Source organism: Candidatus Microthrix parvicella Bio17-1, assembly GCF_000299415.1.
In the GTDB taxonomy this organism is placed as follows: Bacteria; Actinomycetota; Acidimicrobiia; order Acidimicrobiales; family Microtrichaceae; genus Microthrix; species Microthrix parvicella.
On record NZ_AMPG01000003.1, the window covers coordinates 294113 to 307574 of the forward strand.

The 13462-nt window shown below is 67.6% G+C and carries 16 protein-coding genes; 12 read left to right on the forward strand and 4 right to left on the reverse strand.

What is annotated here, in order from left to right:
* Nucleotides 1-25: 25 nt before the first annotated feature.
* From MPARV_RS0114595 to MPARV_RS0114605, 3 genes are read left to right on the forward strand one after another with little or no spacing between them, the layout of a single operon-like run.
* Nucleotides 26-892, forward strand: coding sequence for an SDR family NAD(P)-dependent oxidoreductase (locus MPARV_RS0114595; RefSeq protein WP_020378813.1), 867 nt, complete (start codon nucleotides 26-28; stop codon nucleotides 890-892).
* Complete coding sequence (locus MPARV_RS0114600; RefSeq protein WP_012228264.1) at nucleotides 889-1458, forward strand: carboxymuconolactone decarboxylase family protein; 570 nt, start codon at nucleotides 889-891, stop codon at nucleotides 1456-1458. The genes MPARV_RS0114595 and MPARV_RS0114600 overlap by 4 nt, the downstream gene beginning before the upstream one ends.
* The gene (locus MPARV_RS0114605) at nucleotides 1455-2123 is read left to right on the forward strand and encodes a TetR/AcrR family transcriptional regulator (RefSeq protein WP_012228262.1); all 669 of its coding nucleotides are present in this window, start codon (nucleotides 1455-1457) and stop codon (nucleotides 2121-2123) included. The genes MPARV_RS0114600 and MPARV_RS0114605 overlap by 4 nt, the downstream gene beginning before the upstream one ends.
* Here the strand turns inward: MPARV_RS0114605 and MPARV_RS0114610 are convergent, their stop codons facing one another.
* Together MPARV_RS0114610 and MPARV_RS0114615 are read right to left on the reverse strand one after the other, a co-directional pair.
* Entirely contained in the window at nucleotides 2124-2906 is a 783-nt protein-coding gene (locus MPARV_RS0114610) for a hypothetical protein (protein WP_157789657.1), read from the reverse strand.
* A gap of 11 nt (nucleotides 2907-2917) precedes the next feature.
* On the reverse strand, nucleotides 2918-3733 hold the full coding sequence (locus MPARV_RS0114615; protein ID WP_012228259.1) for a class I SAM-dependent methyltransferase: 816 nt from the start codon (nucleotides 3731-3733) through the stop codon (nucleotides 2918-2920).
* Between the two features lie 182 nt (nucleotides 3734-3915).
* Between MPARV_RS0114615 and MPARV_RS0114620 the strand changes: the two genes are divergently transcribed.
* The 4 genes from MPARV_RS0114620 to MPARV_RS0114635 all read left to right on the forward strand — a co-directional run bounded on the left by MPARV_RS0114620 (nucleotide 3916) and on the right by MPARV_RS0114635 (nucleotide 6744).
* A complete protein-coding gene (locus MPARV_RS0114620; RefSeq protein ID WP_012228257.1) occupies nucleotides 3916-4695 on the forward strand; it encodes a crotonase/enoyl-CoA hydratase family protein in 780 nt (259 codons plus the stop codon).
* A gap of 8 nt (nucleotides 4696-4703) precedes the next feature.
* Nucleotides 4704-4952 (forward strand): hypothetical protein, encoded by a 249-nt coding sequence (locus MPARV_RS0114625; RefSeq protein ID WP_155852520.1) that lies wholly within the window; start codon nucleotides 4704-4706, stop codon nucleotides 4950-4952.
* 125 nt (nucleotides 4953-5077) lie between these two features.
* The gene (locus MPARV_RS0114630) at nucleotides 5078-5818 is read left to right on the forward strand and encodes a nitroreductase family protein (protein ID WP_020378818.1); all 741 of its coding nucleotides are present in this window, start codon (nucleotides 5078-5080) and stop codon (nucleotides 5816-5818) included.
* On the forward strand, nucleotides 5815-6744 hold the full coding sequence (locus MPARV_RS0114635; protein ID WP_012228252.1) for a zinc-dependent alcohol dehydrogenase: 930 nt from the start codon (nucleotides 5815-5817) through the stop codon (nucleotides 6742-6744). The genes MPARV_RS0114630 and MPARV_RS0114635 overlap by 4 nt, the downstream gene beginning before the upstream one ends.
* 46 nt (nucleotides 6745-6790) lie before the next feature.
* Here the strand turns inward: MPARV_RS0114635 and MPARV_RS0114640 are convergent, their stop codons facing one another.
* The gene (locus MPARV_RS0114640; protein ID WP_012228249.1) at nucleotides 6791-7999 is read right to left on the reverse strand and encodes a serine hydrolase domain-containing protein; all 1209 of its coding nucleotides are present in this window, start codon (nucleotides 7997-7999) and stop codon (nucleotides 6791-6793) included.
* Nucleotides 8000-8190: 191 nt separating this feature from the next.
* On the opposite strand from MPARV_RS0114640, the gene MPARV_RS22930 reads away from it, so the two are divergent.
* Together MPARV_RS22930 and MPARV_RS0114650 are read left to right on the forward strand one after the other, a co-directional pair.
* Complete coding sequence (locus MPARV_RS22930) at nucleotides 8191-8559, forward strand: hypothetical protein (protein WP_020378820.1); 369 nt, start codon at nucleotides 8191-8193, stop codon at nucleotides 8557-8559.
* On the forward strand, nucleotides 8559-9530 hold the full coding sequence (locus MPARV_RS0114650; protein ID WP_012228244.1) for a tyrosinase family protein: 972 nt from the start codon (nucleotides 8559-8561) through the stop codon (nucleotides 9528-9530). Before MPARV_RS22930 ends, MPARV_RS0114650 begins: the two co-directional genes overlap by 1 nt.
* An 18-nt stretch (nucleotides 9531-9548) precedes the next feature.
* Here the strand turns inward: MPARV_RS0114650 and MPARV_RS0114655 are convergent, their stop codons facing one another.
* A complete protein-coding gene (locus MPARV_RS0114655) occupies nucleotides 9549-10118 on the reverse strand; it encodes a TetR/AcrR family transcriptional regulator (protein WP_020378821.1) in 570 nt (189 codons plus the stop codon).
* A gap of 162 nt (nucleotides 10119-10280) precedes the next feature.
* Between MPARV_RS0114655 and MPARV_RS0114660 the strand changes: the two genes are divergently transcribed.
* From MPARV_RS0114660 to MPARV_RS0114670, 3 genes are all read left to right on the forward strand, one after another.
* Nucleotides 10281-10700: a DUF6326 family protein gene (locus MPARV_RS0114660; protein ID WP_020378822.1), complete on the forward strand. Its 420-nt coding sequence runs from the start codon at nucleotides 10281-10283 to the stop codon at nucleotides 10698-10700.
* 99 nt (nucleotides 10701-10799) lie between these two features.
* Complete coding sequence (locus tag MPARV_RS0114665; RefSeq protein WP_020378823.1) at nucleotides 10800-12212, forward strand: DUF2252 domain-containing protein; 1413 nt, start codon at nucleotides 10800-10802, stop codon at nucleotides 12210-12212.
* A gap of 58 nt (nucleotides 12213-12270) precedes the next feature.
* Entirely contained in the window at nucleotides 12271-13443 is a 1173-nt protein-coding gene (locus MPARV_RS0114670; RefSeq protein WP_012228235.1) for a serine hydrolase domain-containing protein, read from the forward strand.
* Nucleotides 13444-13462 lie beyond the last annotated feature (19 nt).

The following is a 13462-nucleotide window of genomic DNA, read 5'->3' on the forward strand; positions in this document are numbered from 1 at the left end:
GTTTGTGGAGGCTAGCCTGCGGTTGATGAACGCTCGTGGAAGTTCGCTCGCCGGTCGTCGGGTCCTCATTACCGGGGCGGCTCGCGGCATCGGCGCCGCGCTGGCCGAACGGCTGCATCAACGCGGTGCCCGGGTGGCTCTCGCCGGACTTGAGGATGATCTCCTCGCCGAGGCGGCTGCGAAGGCCGACGCCCCGTGGTGGCATTGCGATGTCGGCGACCGGGCCAGTGTCGAGGCGGCGGTCGAGGCCGCCGTCGGTGAGTTGGGCGGTCTCGACGTCATCGTCGCCAATGCCGGCATCGCCGCCCAGCTGCCGCTGGTCGGCGGCGATCCCGAGGTGTTCGAGCAGATCAACCGGGTCAACGTGCTCGGCGCCTACTACACGCTTCGCGCCGCCGGGCAACACATCGCTCACCCCAACGGGTACGCGGTGGCGGTCTCGTCGCTGGGTGCCGTGGTGAACGTGCCGCTGATGGGCGCCTACTCGGCGTCGAAGGCAGCGGTCGAGGCGCTCGGCAACACGCTGCGCGCCGAGCTGGCGCCCAGCGGGGCCCGGGTGGGTGTGGCCTACTTCGCCGAGCTCGACACCGAGATGACCAGCCGCGGGTTCGACACCGAGGCGGCCCGGTCGTTCCTGGGCGGACGCACGGTCACCACGGTGACCGACCTCGAGGTGGGCATCAACGCACTCGAGCGGGGCATCGCCCGCCGCTCCCGACGCATCGTCGCCCCATGGTGGGTCGCCGGCGTGCTGCCGATCCGCTCGATCGCCCAGCCCGTGGTCGACCGGGCACTGCGCGGCAAGGTGGCCGGCGTGCTGGCGATCGCCCGCGACGAACGGGTGGAGCTGACCACGCCCCAGGGGGAGCCGGCTCCGGGGGAGCGGTCATGAGCGTCACCCCGAGGATCGCGCCGGGTGAACGCGCCGATGTCGGCGTGCTCAACTGGGCCTTCGCCCAGGCGTCGGGCCTGGTCACCGGCACCACCCCTCCCAACCTGTTTCTCACGCTGGGTCGCAACCGCAAGCTGTTTCGGGGCTGGTTGCGCTTCGCCGGACGGCTGATGCCCGGCGGCAAGCTGCCACGGCGGGAGACCGAGCTGATCATCCTGCGGGTGGCCCACCTGACCGGTTGCGAGTACGAACAGGCCCATCACCGGCTCCTGGCCAAGCGGGCTCGGGTGACGCCGACCGAGATCGACGGCGTGGTCGAGGGGCCCTCCGCCCCCTGTTGGAGCGACCGCGAGCACGTCCTGCTCGCCGCCGTCGATGAGCTGCACGACCGGCGCGATCTTGGCGACGACGCCTGGCTCGATCTCCGTCGCCACCTCGACGAGCCCGCCGCGCTCGAGTTTCTGATGCTGGTCGGCCATTACGAGATGCTGGCCACGACGATCAACACGCTGCGCGTCCCGCTCGACCGGCCGCGTCGAGCCCGCGGGGGTTCGGTGTCGAGGTGAGGACCGTCTCGGCCGGCGAGATCCCGGCCGAATCGGGGCCCGCTGCGGGCATCGAGGCGTCGATGCCGCCGCTGCCGCGGGGTCGCCACGATCTGACCCGGGGCCAGGTCGAGCAGTCACAGCGGCTGCGACTCGCCGTCGCCATGGCCGAGGCGTGCGTCGGTCGTGGTTACTCCGATACGCCCGTCGCTGCGGTGCTGGAACTTGCGGGCGTGTCACGCCAGACCTTCTATGCGCTGTATGCCAACAGGTTGGAGTGCTTCCTCGAGGCGCTCGACCTGGTCGGCGAGGTGCTCGTCGGTCGGCTGGCCGATGCCGTGGCCGCTCAGGAAGGCCTCCCGCTGGACCGGGCCATCGCCGCGCTCGACGGGTACCTCCAGGCGATCGTCGATCATCCGGCTTTCGCTCGCCTCTACGTCGTCGAGGCCCACGCCGCCGGGCCCCGGGCGCTCGTCCGGCGGGCGGCGCTGCAGACCGAGGTGGTCGATGCGCTGGCCGGCCTGCTCGGGATGGAGCAGCCCGACACACGGTTCGCCTGCGAGGCGTTCGTCGCCGCCGTGGCCGCGCTGGTGACCCTCCCGCTGGCCACCGGTGATGTCACTGCCATCATCGCGCTTCGCGACCCGCTCGTCAGCCGCCTGCGAGCCCTCGCCGCGGAGTCGTGATCAGCGTTCTGGCGTGAGAGTCGTCAGCGTGGAGTCCCGGTGCTCGGTGAAGGCGGCCAGTCCGTCGAGGTCGAGGTCTCGGGTGATGCGCACCGGCAGCGCGTCATCACCGGCGAGCCACACACGTTCCCGCCAGGTTCCGGTGAGGTCGCCGGTGACCTCGAAGCTGAGGTCCACCTCGGTGGTGTCCACCGGGGTTCCATCGCCGAGCTCGACGGTGACCCGCCGCGTCCAGGTGCTGGTGCCGGTCAGCTCGGCGGTCAGCTGCTTCGGCCCGCCGTCCAACGTCAGCTCGCAGGCGACCGGCGCGCGGTCGCGCTCTGGGTCGACGAGCACGTCGGGGTCGCAGGCCATGTCGGCGGTCGGGTTCATCGGGCCGATCTGCTGGCGCTTCGTATGTCCGTCGAGACGTATCGACCCATCCTCGCCGACGCAGTACGTGGTGTCCTCGCTGTGTTGTTCCAACAAGTGCAGGGTGATCGTGAAGCAGCCCGGGTCGGCATCGACGATCGGTGCCGAGATCGATGTGGGGTACGGCCGGGTCTCGGTGGGCAGCGGGCCCAGCTTCAGCTCCTCGGAGCCCGACGTGGCGTAGCGGTGGATGCCGGGTTCAGGTGTGCGGAGGGCTGCGTTGGGCGCAGCCGGGTTGCCGTCGCGGGCCGCAAAGTCGTCGCGCACCTTCATCTCGTTGGCGGGGGTGGCGCCACGGGGCCAGAACGCGACCGCGCCAACGAGCCCGATCAGCAGGACGCCGGCCAGCGCCGCCGCCACGGATCGTTTCATCAACTGCGGGCTCAGGCGGCCGAGCGGCGGGTGGCGGTCACCACGCAGGCCTGGAGGTGCTCGGCGTTGTCGTGCATCGCCGCCCGCATGGCCAGCACCCGGGCACGGGCATCGGGGTTGCGGGCCACCCGGCCGACGAAGCGTGCCGCACCCAGGACGCCCTCATCGGCGATCAACCGCCGGGGCTCCAGCAGGTGGAGCGGGGCGGTGACCGTGCCGGCCACGTCGAATCCCGCCTCATCCAAGAGGTTGGTCCAGCCCCGAAGCGACAGTGGTGTCACGTTCACCTTGATCGTCCGCCGCAGGTCAGCGGCGATCGCGTCGCAGCGCTCGTCGTCGAGGTCGTCGGGGGCGAAGGACACCTCGTGCAGGCCGATGCGGCCGCCGGGCCGCACCACGCGGGCGAGTTCGGCCATGATCCTGGCCTTCTGCGACGCCGGTTGCATCGTCAGGTAGGCCTCGCCGAAAACGACGTCGGCCGAGGCGTCGGGCAGGCCGGTATCGGCCGCCGAGGCGTTGACCACCGAACGACCGGGTCCGTTGACCACGTGAGCGACCCGCTCGGCCGACACCGGGTCGCGGTCGACGCCCACGTAGGTGGCCGGGTTGCAGCCGAGCACCAGCTCGGTGGTCGAACCCAGCCCGGGCGCCAGCTCGACGACGTCGGCGGATGGGTCGATCGCCAGGGCACCCAGCAACTGGTCGGTCAGCTCCCGACCGCCCGGGCGCAGCACCCGCTTGCCCATCCGGGCGAGCAGCCAGTGCCCGGGCATCCGGTCGACGGCCAGCTCGTTGCCGGGAATGGGTTCGGTCATCGTCGCGGTCATCAAGGGCTCCCAAAGGGTTGCGTTAGGGAACCATAACACCGCACGTGCTCGATCAAAATGTGGGGTCGGTCACAGCGGCACCCGAGAACCCGCACCCCGTCCCGGTCGAGTTTGGTCGCGGCTCCACCCGCCCGGTGCCGTCGGCGACGGTACGGTGGCGGCCGCTACGAAGGGAGCTGCACATGTCGGACCTGGTCAGCGTGGAGCGTCAGGGATACGTGTTGGTGATCGGCGTCGATCGCCAGGCCAAGGCCAACGCGTGGAACGTCGAGATCATCGCGGCGGTCGCGGCGGCCTACACCGAACTGCACGACGATCCGGACCTCCGGGTCGGGGTGGTGCACGGGGCCGGCAAACACTTCAGTGCCGGGCTCGACCTGCCCGACGTGCTTCCGGCGGTTCAGAGCGGCGACATCGCCGACGTCCTCCCCGAGGGGATGCGCGACCCGTGGGACTTCTTCGGTGAGCCGTGCGCCAAACCGATCGTGCTCGCGGTTCAGGGCCGTTGCTACACGTTGGGTATCGAGTTGGCGCTGGCATCTCAGGCGACGATCGCCGCGAACGACACCGTCTTCGCCCAGCTCGAGGTGGCCCGGGCGATCGTGCCGTTGGGTGGGGCATCGCTGAGGCTTCCGCAACTGGGCGCGATCGGCACGAAGTGGCTGTTGGGTGCCGAGCCGTTCTCGGCGTCGGAGGCGCTTCTCGCCGGCATGGTCACCGAGGTGGTCGAGCCGGGGACCCAGCTGGATCGGGCGATCGAGGTGGCCCAGCAGATCGCCACCAACGCCCCGCTGGCGGTGCAGAGTGCGCTGGCGGCCACCCGGGCCGGTCAGCGGGCGGCCCGCGATGCGGCCTGTGCGCAGATGCGCCAGAGCATGCCGCAGCTGCTGGAAACGGCCGACGTTGCCGAGGGCGTCGCCGCCATGATGGAGCGACGCCCACCCAAGTTCACCGGCACCTGAGTTCGGCGATGCCGCCGACAACTCCGCCGACGATTCCAAGGACGATGCAGGCGGCCGTCACGATGGCCCACGGCGGGCCGGAGGTCATCGAGGTGCATCCCGACTGGCCCTGTCCTCCGCCGGGCCCCGGCGAGGTGCTCGTCCAGGTCGGCGCCGCCGCGGTGAACAACACCGACCTGTGGTCGCGTCGTGGCGCCTACGGCACTGCCGCCGACCCCGATGCGGTGGCCGGATGGAAGGAGGTCCTACCCACTTGATCGCATCGCCGTCGCCCAGGCCCGTTTCGAGGCGACGGATTTCGTGGGCAAGTTGGTGTTGGAGCCCAGCCACGGATGAGCTCACCAGTAAGGTCGCAAGCGCTCGATCAACAGGGGGAACGCGCGTGACCACATCAGGCCGTCCGGCAAGGCCCGAGGCGGCCGCCGACATCCCCTCGACGGAAGAGGCGCTGTCGCGTCTCGACATGCCGCTGGGTGAGGCGATGCGCACCCAGCGGGCCATCCGCAAGCTGCACCTCGATCCGGTCAGCCACGATGTGTTGCTCCCGCTGCTCGAGCTCTCGTTGAAGGCGCCGACCAGCAGTAACACCCAGGACTGGTCGTACCTCGTTGTCGAGGATCCCGAGCAGAAGGAGCGGCTGGCCAAGCTGTATCGGCCGCTCTTCCGCGCCTACGACCCGATCGTCTCCCGGATGGCCCGCGGTGACGCAAAGGCGCAGCGCCAGATGGCGCCGGGCCGCTGGCAGGCCAAGCACTTTGCGGAGCTGCCGCTCTTCGTCATCCCGTGTTACCGGCGTGGCCTGAAGCACCGGCCGGTTGGCCGTCCCCAGATTGCGGTGTCCTCGTTCTACGGGTCGGTGTTCCCGGCAGTTCAGAACCTGCTGTTGGAATGTCGGGCGGTCGGGTTGGGTGCGTCCATCCAGACGTTGCCCATCTGGCACATCTCGACGGCCCGCCGGATCCTCGGCCTGCCCCGCAAGGTCAACCCGGTGTGCATCATCCCCATCGGGTGGCCACGTGGCCGCTACGGGCCCACCACCCGTCGGCCGATCGGCGAAGTGGTCCATCTCGACCGCTACGGCAATCAGCCGTTCCTTGTCCGGTCCAGGGGAGAAGAGGCATGAAGGCAGTTCGTATCATCGACGGCGCTGCAACCTTCGTTGAGACCCCGGCCCCCACCGGTGATGGGGTGCTCGTCGACGTCGTGTCGGCCGGCATCTGCGGGTCCGACCTGCACCTCATCGACCATGGACTGGTCGAGGGGCGCATCCTTGGTCACGAGATCGCCGGGCGAACTCCGGACGGCACGGCGGTGTCGGTCGAGCCGGTCGGGCGGTGCGGACACTGCAACAACTGTGAGGCCGGGTATGCCAACCACTGCGACTCGATGGTGGCCTTTGGCATATTCGCCGACGGTGGCATGGCGGAGCAGCTCATAGTGCCCGACACCTGCCTCCACCGGCTGCCCAACGGGGTCGACCCGTCGGTCGCTTCGATCGTCGAGCCGTTGGCCGTGGCCGTGCATGGGCTCCATCGGACGCAGGCGCGCTCCGGCGCCCGGATCGCCATCATCGGCGCAGGTCCCATTGGGCTCGCCCTTGCTGCGGTCTGTCGCGCCGAAGGCTTGGAGCCCGACGTGAGCGCCCGCCACGACCATCAGCGGGCAGCGGTTGAACGGCTGGGCGGAACCGTCGGGCTGAACGGTCGTTACGACGTGGTGCTCGACGCCGTCGGCACCACCGAGTCGCTGGCCGACTCGATCCGTGCCTGCCGACCCGAGGGCACGGTGGGGTTGGTCGGAACGTTGTGGGATCCGGCGACCATCGATGTGGGCCTTTGCCTGAAGGAGGTCCAGATCGTTCCCTCCACGATGTACTGCGGCGCCGGCGGGCGCAGCGACTTCTACCGGGCGGCGGCGATCCTCGCCGACCACCCGGCGATCGCCTCAACCCTGGTGACCCACCGGTTTCCGCTCGATGCGGCAGAGGACGCCTTTCACGCGGCCCGCGACCGATCGAGTGGGGCCATCAAGGTGGTCTTCGAGGTCTGAGTCGGCCATCACCCGTCGACGATCACCGGATGGGGCCCAACCGGGGTCATGACCCGTGTGTAGCGGGCAACCGGTCGACGCAGGCGATCGCGGCGGCGCCCAGGCGCATCAGGCGCAGGTCGCCCACGGGCGTGCCGCCGCCGCGGTTGCACACCATGGCGATCGAGAGGTCACGGCTGGGATCCGCCCAGCCCCCTGAGCCCCCGAGACCGAAGTGCCCGAAGCCCTCCGGGCAGCCTCCCCGGCTGGTCATTACCCGGTGATATCCCAGCCGCCACCGCATGGGTATCACCAGCACCAGGTCGCGCCGATTGTTCTGTTCCTCCCCGATCCTCCTCACGGTCTCCGGCGACATCAGGCGCACGTCCCCCAGGGCGCCGCCGCCTGCGAGCGCCGCATAGACCGCCGCCAGGGAGCGGGCCGTGAAGAATCCGTTCATTGCGGGTACCGAGGCGTCCATGATCTCGGGGCTCGCCAGCACGTCCTCCATGCCGCGGGGCAGCAGGGCGTTGATCACGCGGCGGGGGTTCACCGGTGAGCGCACCAGGCTGAGCCCTCTGGCCAACTGGGTGCCGACCGCCTTCTCCGCCCGGTAGACGGGGGAGGGCAGCACCGACCTGGCGCTCCTCATCGGCTCCAACGGGGCGACGCGGTGTCGTTCCTGAGGGGGGCAACCCAGGAAGAGGCCGTCGAGGCCCAGCGGTTTTGCGAGGTCGTCGGCCACCACGTCGGCCAGTGGGCGGCCCGTGACCCGGCGGACGATCTCACCGACGAGCCATCCATAGGTGATGGCGTGGTAGCCGGTTTTGGTGCCTGGTTCGTAGGCCGGTCGTTCTCGGGCGAGTGCGCCCACCATGTAGTCCCAGTCCAGGATCTGATGGGCGTTCTCGATGACGCTGCGAAGCCGGTGCAGGCCCGCCGAGTGGCTGAGCACGTGGCGGACGGTGAGGTTCTCCTTGCCGTTTTGGGCGAATTCGGGCCAGTAGGTCGCCACCGGTGCGTCGTAGTCCACCAGGCCGGCGTCGGCCTGCAGGTGCAGTGCGGCCGAGGCGATGCCCTTGGTGGTGCTGAAACACATCGCCAGGGTGTCGGATTGCCACGGGTCGCCTTCGTTGGTGCGCAACCCGCCCCACAGGTCCACCACAAGTTCGCCTCGGTGGTACACGGCCAAGGAGGCGCCGCCGGTGGTGCGTCGCAGTTGGTGGCTGAATGTTTCGGCGAGCTCGGTGAAGTCGGCGCTGGAGTGTCCCTGCATGATGGGACCGTGCCACACCCGGCCGGATCGTGGCGAGATGAGGTGTTCGCTCGCCCGTTCGGTGGCCCGATGCCGTCACGAGCCACCTTGGTCTCGCGCTAGGTTCGTTCGTGCGACGGTGATTCCCTGCCGATTCGGAGGCCGAGACCGGCTGCCGACCGCGGCGGGAGTCGCCTCAAAGGAGGGCAACCATGACCACCAACGGCGCCGGAGACGATGGGTTTCTCGCCAACTTGAGCGACCCGACCTACGACGTGACCGAAGGTGTGGCGCCACCCGCGCACATGCACGGCCAGAGCCACGGCAACGTCCGCCGGTTCGAGCATGCGGGCCACCACATCGAGATCGAAACGCACTACCGAATCACCATCGACGGCCAGGAGTTTCCCGACCAACTCCATGTTGCCGATGACGGTACCGTGCACTACCACGGCTACCCGCAGTACCGATCGCCCTCGGCGGTCGACATCGTGAAGCGAATCGCCGAGGACTTCCTGGCGGAGACCCCACCTCCCATCGATGCCGATGCCGATGCCGATACGCCGGGTCAGGGTTCGTGATGGGTGTTCGTCGTGATGTTCTCGCCTCAGACGACGACCGTGAGGCGTATCTCCGTGGCTGCATGCTGCTGGCCAATACTCCGTCCGGGTCCACCGCCCTCGACGTGCATCGCATCCTCCAGCCCCAGGTGCCGGGCTGGGCGATGCGCGGCGACGGGTCGGTCGAACTGTCGATGTGGGACCTGTTCACCCTCTGGCACTACGTCGCCATGGGCCTGCCCACCGCCGGCGTCAACACCAACCGCGCCCACGGCGGCCCGGTCTTTCTGCCGTGGCACCGCCTCTTTCTGATCCGGCTCGAAGCACAGCTCCAGGGCGTGCTCGACGACCCCGATTTTGGGCTGCCGTATTGGGATTGGGCAAAGGATGGACAGCTGAACTCGCCGCTGTGGGCCGACAGCCGCCTGGGCACCAACCGTGGCACGGTTGATGCCGGCCGGCTGGCCGGGTTTCGGGTGCGTCTGACCGGGCAGGGCAGCTTCAGTCAGGGTGGTTTCCTGTTGGCCCACCAACCGCGGGCGATCACCCGCGATGCCGGCGCCGACCCGGATCACCGGACGCTCCCGCGCAAGTCCGACGTCGCCGCATGCATGGATGAGGGCGTCTACGACACCGCCAACTGGGACACCGCGTCGGTCGGGTTTCGGAACCACCTCGAAGGCTGGCGTCGATGGCCGGTCGAGCTCCACAACCGGGTGCACGTCTGGATTGGGGGCGACATGAGCCCGGGCACCTCACCCAACGACCCTGTGTTCTTCCTTCATCACTGCAATGTTGATCGAATCTGGGAAGCCTGGATGGACCGCCGGCCCGGCCGCCCCTACGAACCAACCGGCACACCCGGGGCCGACTCGCCGGGACACAATCTCAACGACAACATGGTGGCTCTGCTTGGTGCAACCATGACTCCCGCCGATGTGCTTGACCCGAGTCCCTGGTACTCCTTCGACAACCTCAGCGTCGAAACCTAAAGCGGAAGCCGGGGCTGTTCAGCTGTTGGCGACGCCCAGGGCCCTCAAGGTGAGGTCGAGCATTCGCTCCAGTTCCGCATCGCTCACGTCGTGGTCATCGACGATCCGCATCGAGATGAGCGGCCCTTGGATCACGTGCATCGCCAGGTCGACGTCCAGGTTGGGCTCGACCTCGCCTCTGGCCATCGCCCGCTGCAGGGCAAGCACCGTCGGGCCCCGAGGCTGCACCCGGGCTTGGCGAAACAGCTCGCGGTTGGTTGGGTCCTCGATTGCCCGGGCCACCATCCATGCGAACAGCTCTCGGCTCTGTTGCAGGCTTGCCACCTTCAGGTAGGCCCGATGTAGCTCGGCCAGGTCGCCGCGCAGCGTGCCGGTGTCCGGCGCGTCCATCGCCGCCACGTTGGCCTGCACGGTGGCGAACACCAACGCGTCGGTGGTGCCGAAGTGTCGGTACAGGGTGGTCTTCGCCACCCCGGACCTCCGGGCCACCTCCTCGGCGGTTACGGCGCCAACCCCGTCGGTCACCAGCAGTTCGGCCGTGGCCGCCAGCAGCTTGGTTCGTGCGCTTTCGCTTCGGGTTCGTGCCATAACGATGCGAAGCGTAGCGCAAAGATGAGCTCCTGATCGTATCCAGGATAATGTGTTGGTATCATATCGCTACATGGCGTTGCGTAATGCTGCGAAGGTGGGTTACCTTTCACAGACCGGCGTCACCCAGGGTGCGCCCATGATGACAAGGCGGCAGTACCAATGAGCACCGATACCTTTCCCGACCGTCCGATCGACACCCGGCTGAAGATCGCAGCACTGTGGACCGCCACGATGCTGATCTTCGCCTACGTCGACCTGTTCTCCCTCTACCGTCCTGACGTGCGGGCCGACCTCGAGGCGGGGAAGATGTTTGTCTTTGACGTTGGGCAACCGTTCCTGTTCTTCACCACCCTGTACGTCATCATCCCGGCGCTGATGATCTACCTGACGTTGGTGATGCAACGACGGGTGAATCGCATCGTCAACGTCACGCTGGCGGCCATCTATGGCCTCACCATCCTGGGCGGTGCGGCGGGGGAGTGGAACTACTACCTGCTTGGCAGCGTCGTCGAGGTTGGACTGCTCGCCGTGGTGATCCGTCACGCCTGGACCTGGCCCGAGGCGCAGCCATCGAGGTAGGTGGCCCCAGCAACCGGCCGTGCAACGACGCGTCGGCCACCTCAGGCGCTAAACAGTGCGGGGGTCAATATCGGCTCCGTCACGACAAGGGGTCCAACGATGACGAACCAACCAACACCCGTGGAGCACCTCACGGTGGAGCAACGCATCGCGGCGGGTCGCGCAGCCCGTGCCGCAGTCCCGCGCTCGGGGCATGCGGCCTGGGAGCCGTCGGCCGACCGGCCGGACCCGGTTGCGCTTCTTGAGGGGCAGGCCGAGGCCCGGGTGCCCGAGTTGGTGCCCATCCGCTACGGCCGCATGTTGGTGTCGCCGTTCACGTACTTCCGGGGTGCCGCCTACCCGATGGCCTCCGACTTGTCTCAGGGCCCCAACTCCGGTTTGGAAGTGCAGCTGTGCGGTGATGCACACCTGTCAAACTTCGGCTTCTTCGCCGCACCGGATCGCAAGATCGTCTTCAGCGTCAACGACTTCGACGAGACTCTCCCGGGACCCTTTGAGTGGGACGTCAAGCGGCTGGTTGCCAGCTTCGCAGTGGCGGAACACCAGCGCGGTTCCAGTGACAAGCAGCGGCGCCGGGTGACCGCACAGGTGATGAAGTCATATCGGAGCGCCATGGCGACGTTTGCGGGCATGCGCAACATCGATATTTGGTACTCACGTATCACCGTCGATGACATCGTCGAGCAGTTCGTCAGCGTGGTGGGCAAAAAGGGCCGTGCGAAGTTCGACAAGAGCCTGGCCAAGGCACGCACGAAGAACAGCCTCAAGGCGTTCAACAAACTGACCGAGGTCGTCGATGGTGAGCGGCGAATCGTCAACGACCCCCCGCTCATCGAACCGTTCATCGACCTGTTCCCCACGCTCGAGCGGGAGGGGATCGAGCAGTTCATCGTCGAACAGCTCCACTCCTACCAGGCCACGCTGTCGGGCAGTCGCCGGAGCTTGGTGGAGCGCTACGGCTACGTCGACGGGGCACGCAAGGTGGTCGGGGTCGGCAGTGTCGGCACCCGCGCCTACATCGTGCTGCTCATGGGACGCGACCAGAGCGACCCGCTGATGTTGCAATGCAAGGAGGCGCAGCAGTCGGTGCTGGAGCCGTTTCTCGGAGCCAGCAGGTTCTCGAGCCATGGGCAGCGTGTCGTTGAGGGTCAACGGATCCTGCAGGCGACAAGCGACGTGTTGCTGGGCTGGACCGACACCGAGGGCTTCGACGGTGTCCCGCGGTCGTTCTACATTCGTCAACTCTGGGACAACAAGGCCTCTGCAGACATCGAAGGCCTCTCGTCCGAAACCATGCGCCTGTACGCTCAGCTTTGCGGCTGGACGCTTGCCCGTGCCCATGCTCGCTCCGGGGATCCCATTGCCATCTCCAGCTATCTGGGGTCCGGCGACAACTTCGATCGTGCGATGGTGACCTATGCCGATGCGTACGCCGCCCAGAACGAACTGGACTACTCGGCGCTGAAGGCGGCGGTTGACACCGGCCGGTTGCACGCCGAGACCGGTTACTGACCGCAGCTCTGGTAGCGCCTTCGATGGCGCACCTGCCGCTCGATCCTCAAGGAAACCGATGATTCGATTGGTCCAGTCAGGTTCATCGTCACTGCGTGTCGCGGGCGCTGCGACGGCGCTGCTGGTGTTGTCCGGCCTGGTGGCGGGGTGCTCCTCGCCTGATGCCGAATCCAGCGCCGACTCCACAACTAGGTCGACGTCCGGTTCGAGCACCGCTGAGGTGGTCGGGTCCGAGATGGTGCCGGGCAAAGCCTGGGCTCGGGTTGAGCCCGCAGACGCAGCGCTCGACCCGGCGGTCCTTGACACCATCGCCAAGGACGCATCCGGCGACTCCTACTGCCTGACGGTGGTGAAAGACGGGAGGGTGGCCTACGAACGAAACTTTCGGGGCCACCAGTCCGACGATCCGCTCGAGGCGTTTTCGGTCACCAAGTCGTTTGCGTCGACGATGGTTGGCATCGCCGAGGCCGACGGAGACCTTTCGCTCGCCGATCCGGCCTCAACGTTCATTCCCCAGTGGAAAAACACCGATTCGGCGGATGTGACGGTCAGAAACCTCATCAGCAACGATTCCGGTCGATTCTGGAGCCTGTCTTCGGACTACGTCCAAATGTTGCAGGCACGCGATCGCACCAGGTTCGCCATCGATCTGAAGCAGGCCGCACCGCCCGGGACGGTTTGGAACTACAACAACGCCGCCATTCAGACGCTGGACCGGGTGATCTCCACAGCGACGGAGCAACCGACCTCACAGTTCGGCGCCGACCGCATTCTCAAACCCATCGGCATGTCCAACAGCAGCTTCACCGGAGGCCCCAACGACTCGACGCTGATGTTCATGGGCCTTCAATCGACCTGCCCCGACCTGGCCCGCTTCGGGCTGCTGGCCATGCGGGACGGCAAGTGGGGAGACCAGCAGGTGGTCCCCAGCGGGTGGTTCACCCAGGCGGCCACACCCGGAAGTTTGAACCCGGCCTACGGGTTCCTGTGGTGGCTGTACACCGAAAAACCGTTCAAGCCGGCAGTCGGCGGGACCTCCAAGGCGGCATTCTTCCCGGATGCGCCGGATGACACTTTTGCCGCATTGGGGTTGGGCGGCCAGATGGTCGTCGTGATCCCGTCGCAGAAGCTGGTGATCTCACGGATGGCGGCCGAGGACCAGAGCGATCCCGTCGGTGGATCCTTCGGGCAGGAACTCCCGGCCCGAGTGGTCTCAGCGGTTACCGACTGACCTGGGCGGTCACGGTGCT

Bases quoted from the DNA above. Each gene is read 5' to 3' on its own strand.
- MPARV_RS0114595 (WP_020378813.1), top strand. From the start codon at position 26: ATGAACGCTCGTGGAAGTTCGCTCGCCGGTCGTCGGGTCCTCATTACC.
- MPARV_RS0114600 (WP_012228264.1), top strand. From the start codon at position 889: ATGAGCGTCACCCCGAGGATCGCGCCGGGTGAACGCGCCGATGTCGGC.
- MPARV_RS0114610 (WP_157789657.1), bottom strand. From the start codon at position 2,906: ATGAAACGATCCGTGGCGGCGGCGCTGGCCGGCGTCCTGCTGATCGGG.
- MPARV_RS0114615 (WP_012228259.1), bottom strand. From the start codon at position 3,733: ATGACCGCGACGATGACCGAACCCATTCCCGGCAACGAGCTGGCCGTC.
- MPARV_RS0114620 (WP_012228257.1), top strand. From the start codon at position 3,916: ATGTCGGACCTGGTCAGCGTGGAGCGTCAGGGATACGTGTTGGTGATC.
- MPARV_RS0114625 (WP_155852520.1), top strand. From the start codon at position 4,704: ATGCCGCCGACAACTCCGCCGACGATTCCAAGGACGATGCAGGCGGCC.
- MPARV_RS0114635 (WP_012228252.1), top strand. From the start codon at position 5,815: ATGAAGGCAGTTCGTATCATCGACGGCGCTGCAACCTTCGTTGAGACC.
- MPARV_RS0114640 (WP_012228249.1), bottom strand. From the start codon at position 7,999: ATGCAGGGACACTCCAGCGCCGACTTCACCGAGCTCGCCGAAACATTC.
- MPARV_RS22930 (WP_020378820.1), top strand. From the start codon at position 8,191: ATGACCACCAACGGCGCCGGAGACGATGGGTTTCTCGCCAACTTGAGC.
- MPARV_RS0114650 (WP_012228244.1), top strand. From the start codon at position 8,559: ATGGGTGTTCGTCGTGATGTTCTCGCCTCAGACGACGACCGTGAGGCG.
- MPARV_RS0114655 (WP_020378821.1), bottom strand. From the start codon at position 10,118: ATGGCACGAACCCGAAGCGAAAGCGCACGAACCAAGCTGCTGGCGGCC.
- MPARV_RS0114660 (WP_020378822.1), top strand. From the start codon at position 10,281: ATGAGCACCGATACCTTTCCCGACCGTCCGATCGACACCCGGCTGAAG.
- MPARV_RS0114665 (WP_020378823.1), top strand. From the start codon at position 10,800: ATGACGAACCAACCAACACCCGTGGAGCACCTCACGGTGGAGCAACGC.
- MPARV_RS0114670 (WP_012228235.1), top strand. From the start codon at position 12,271: ATGATTCGATTGGTCCAGTCAGGTTCATCGTCACTGCGTGTCGCGGGC.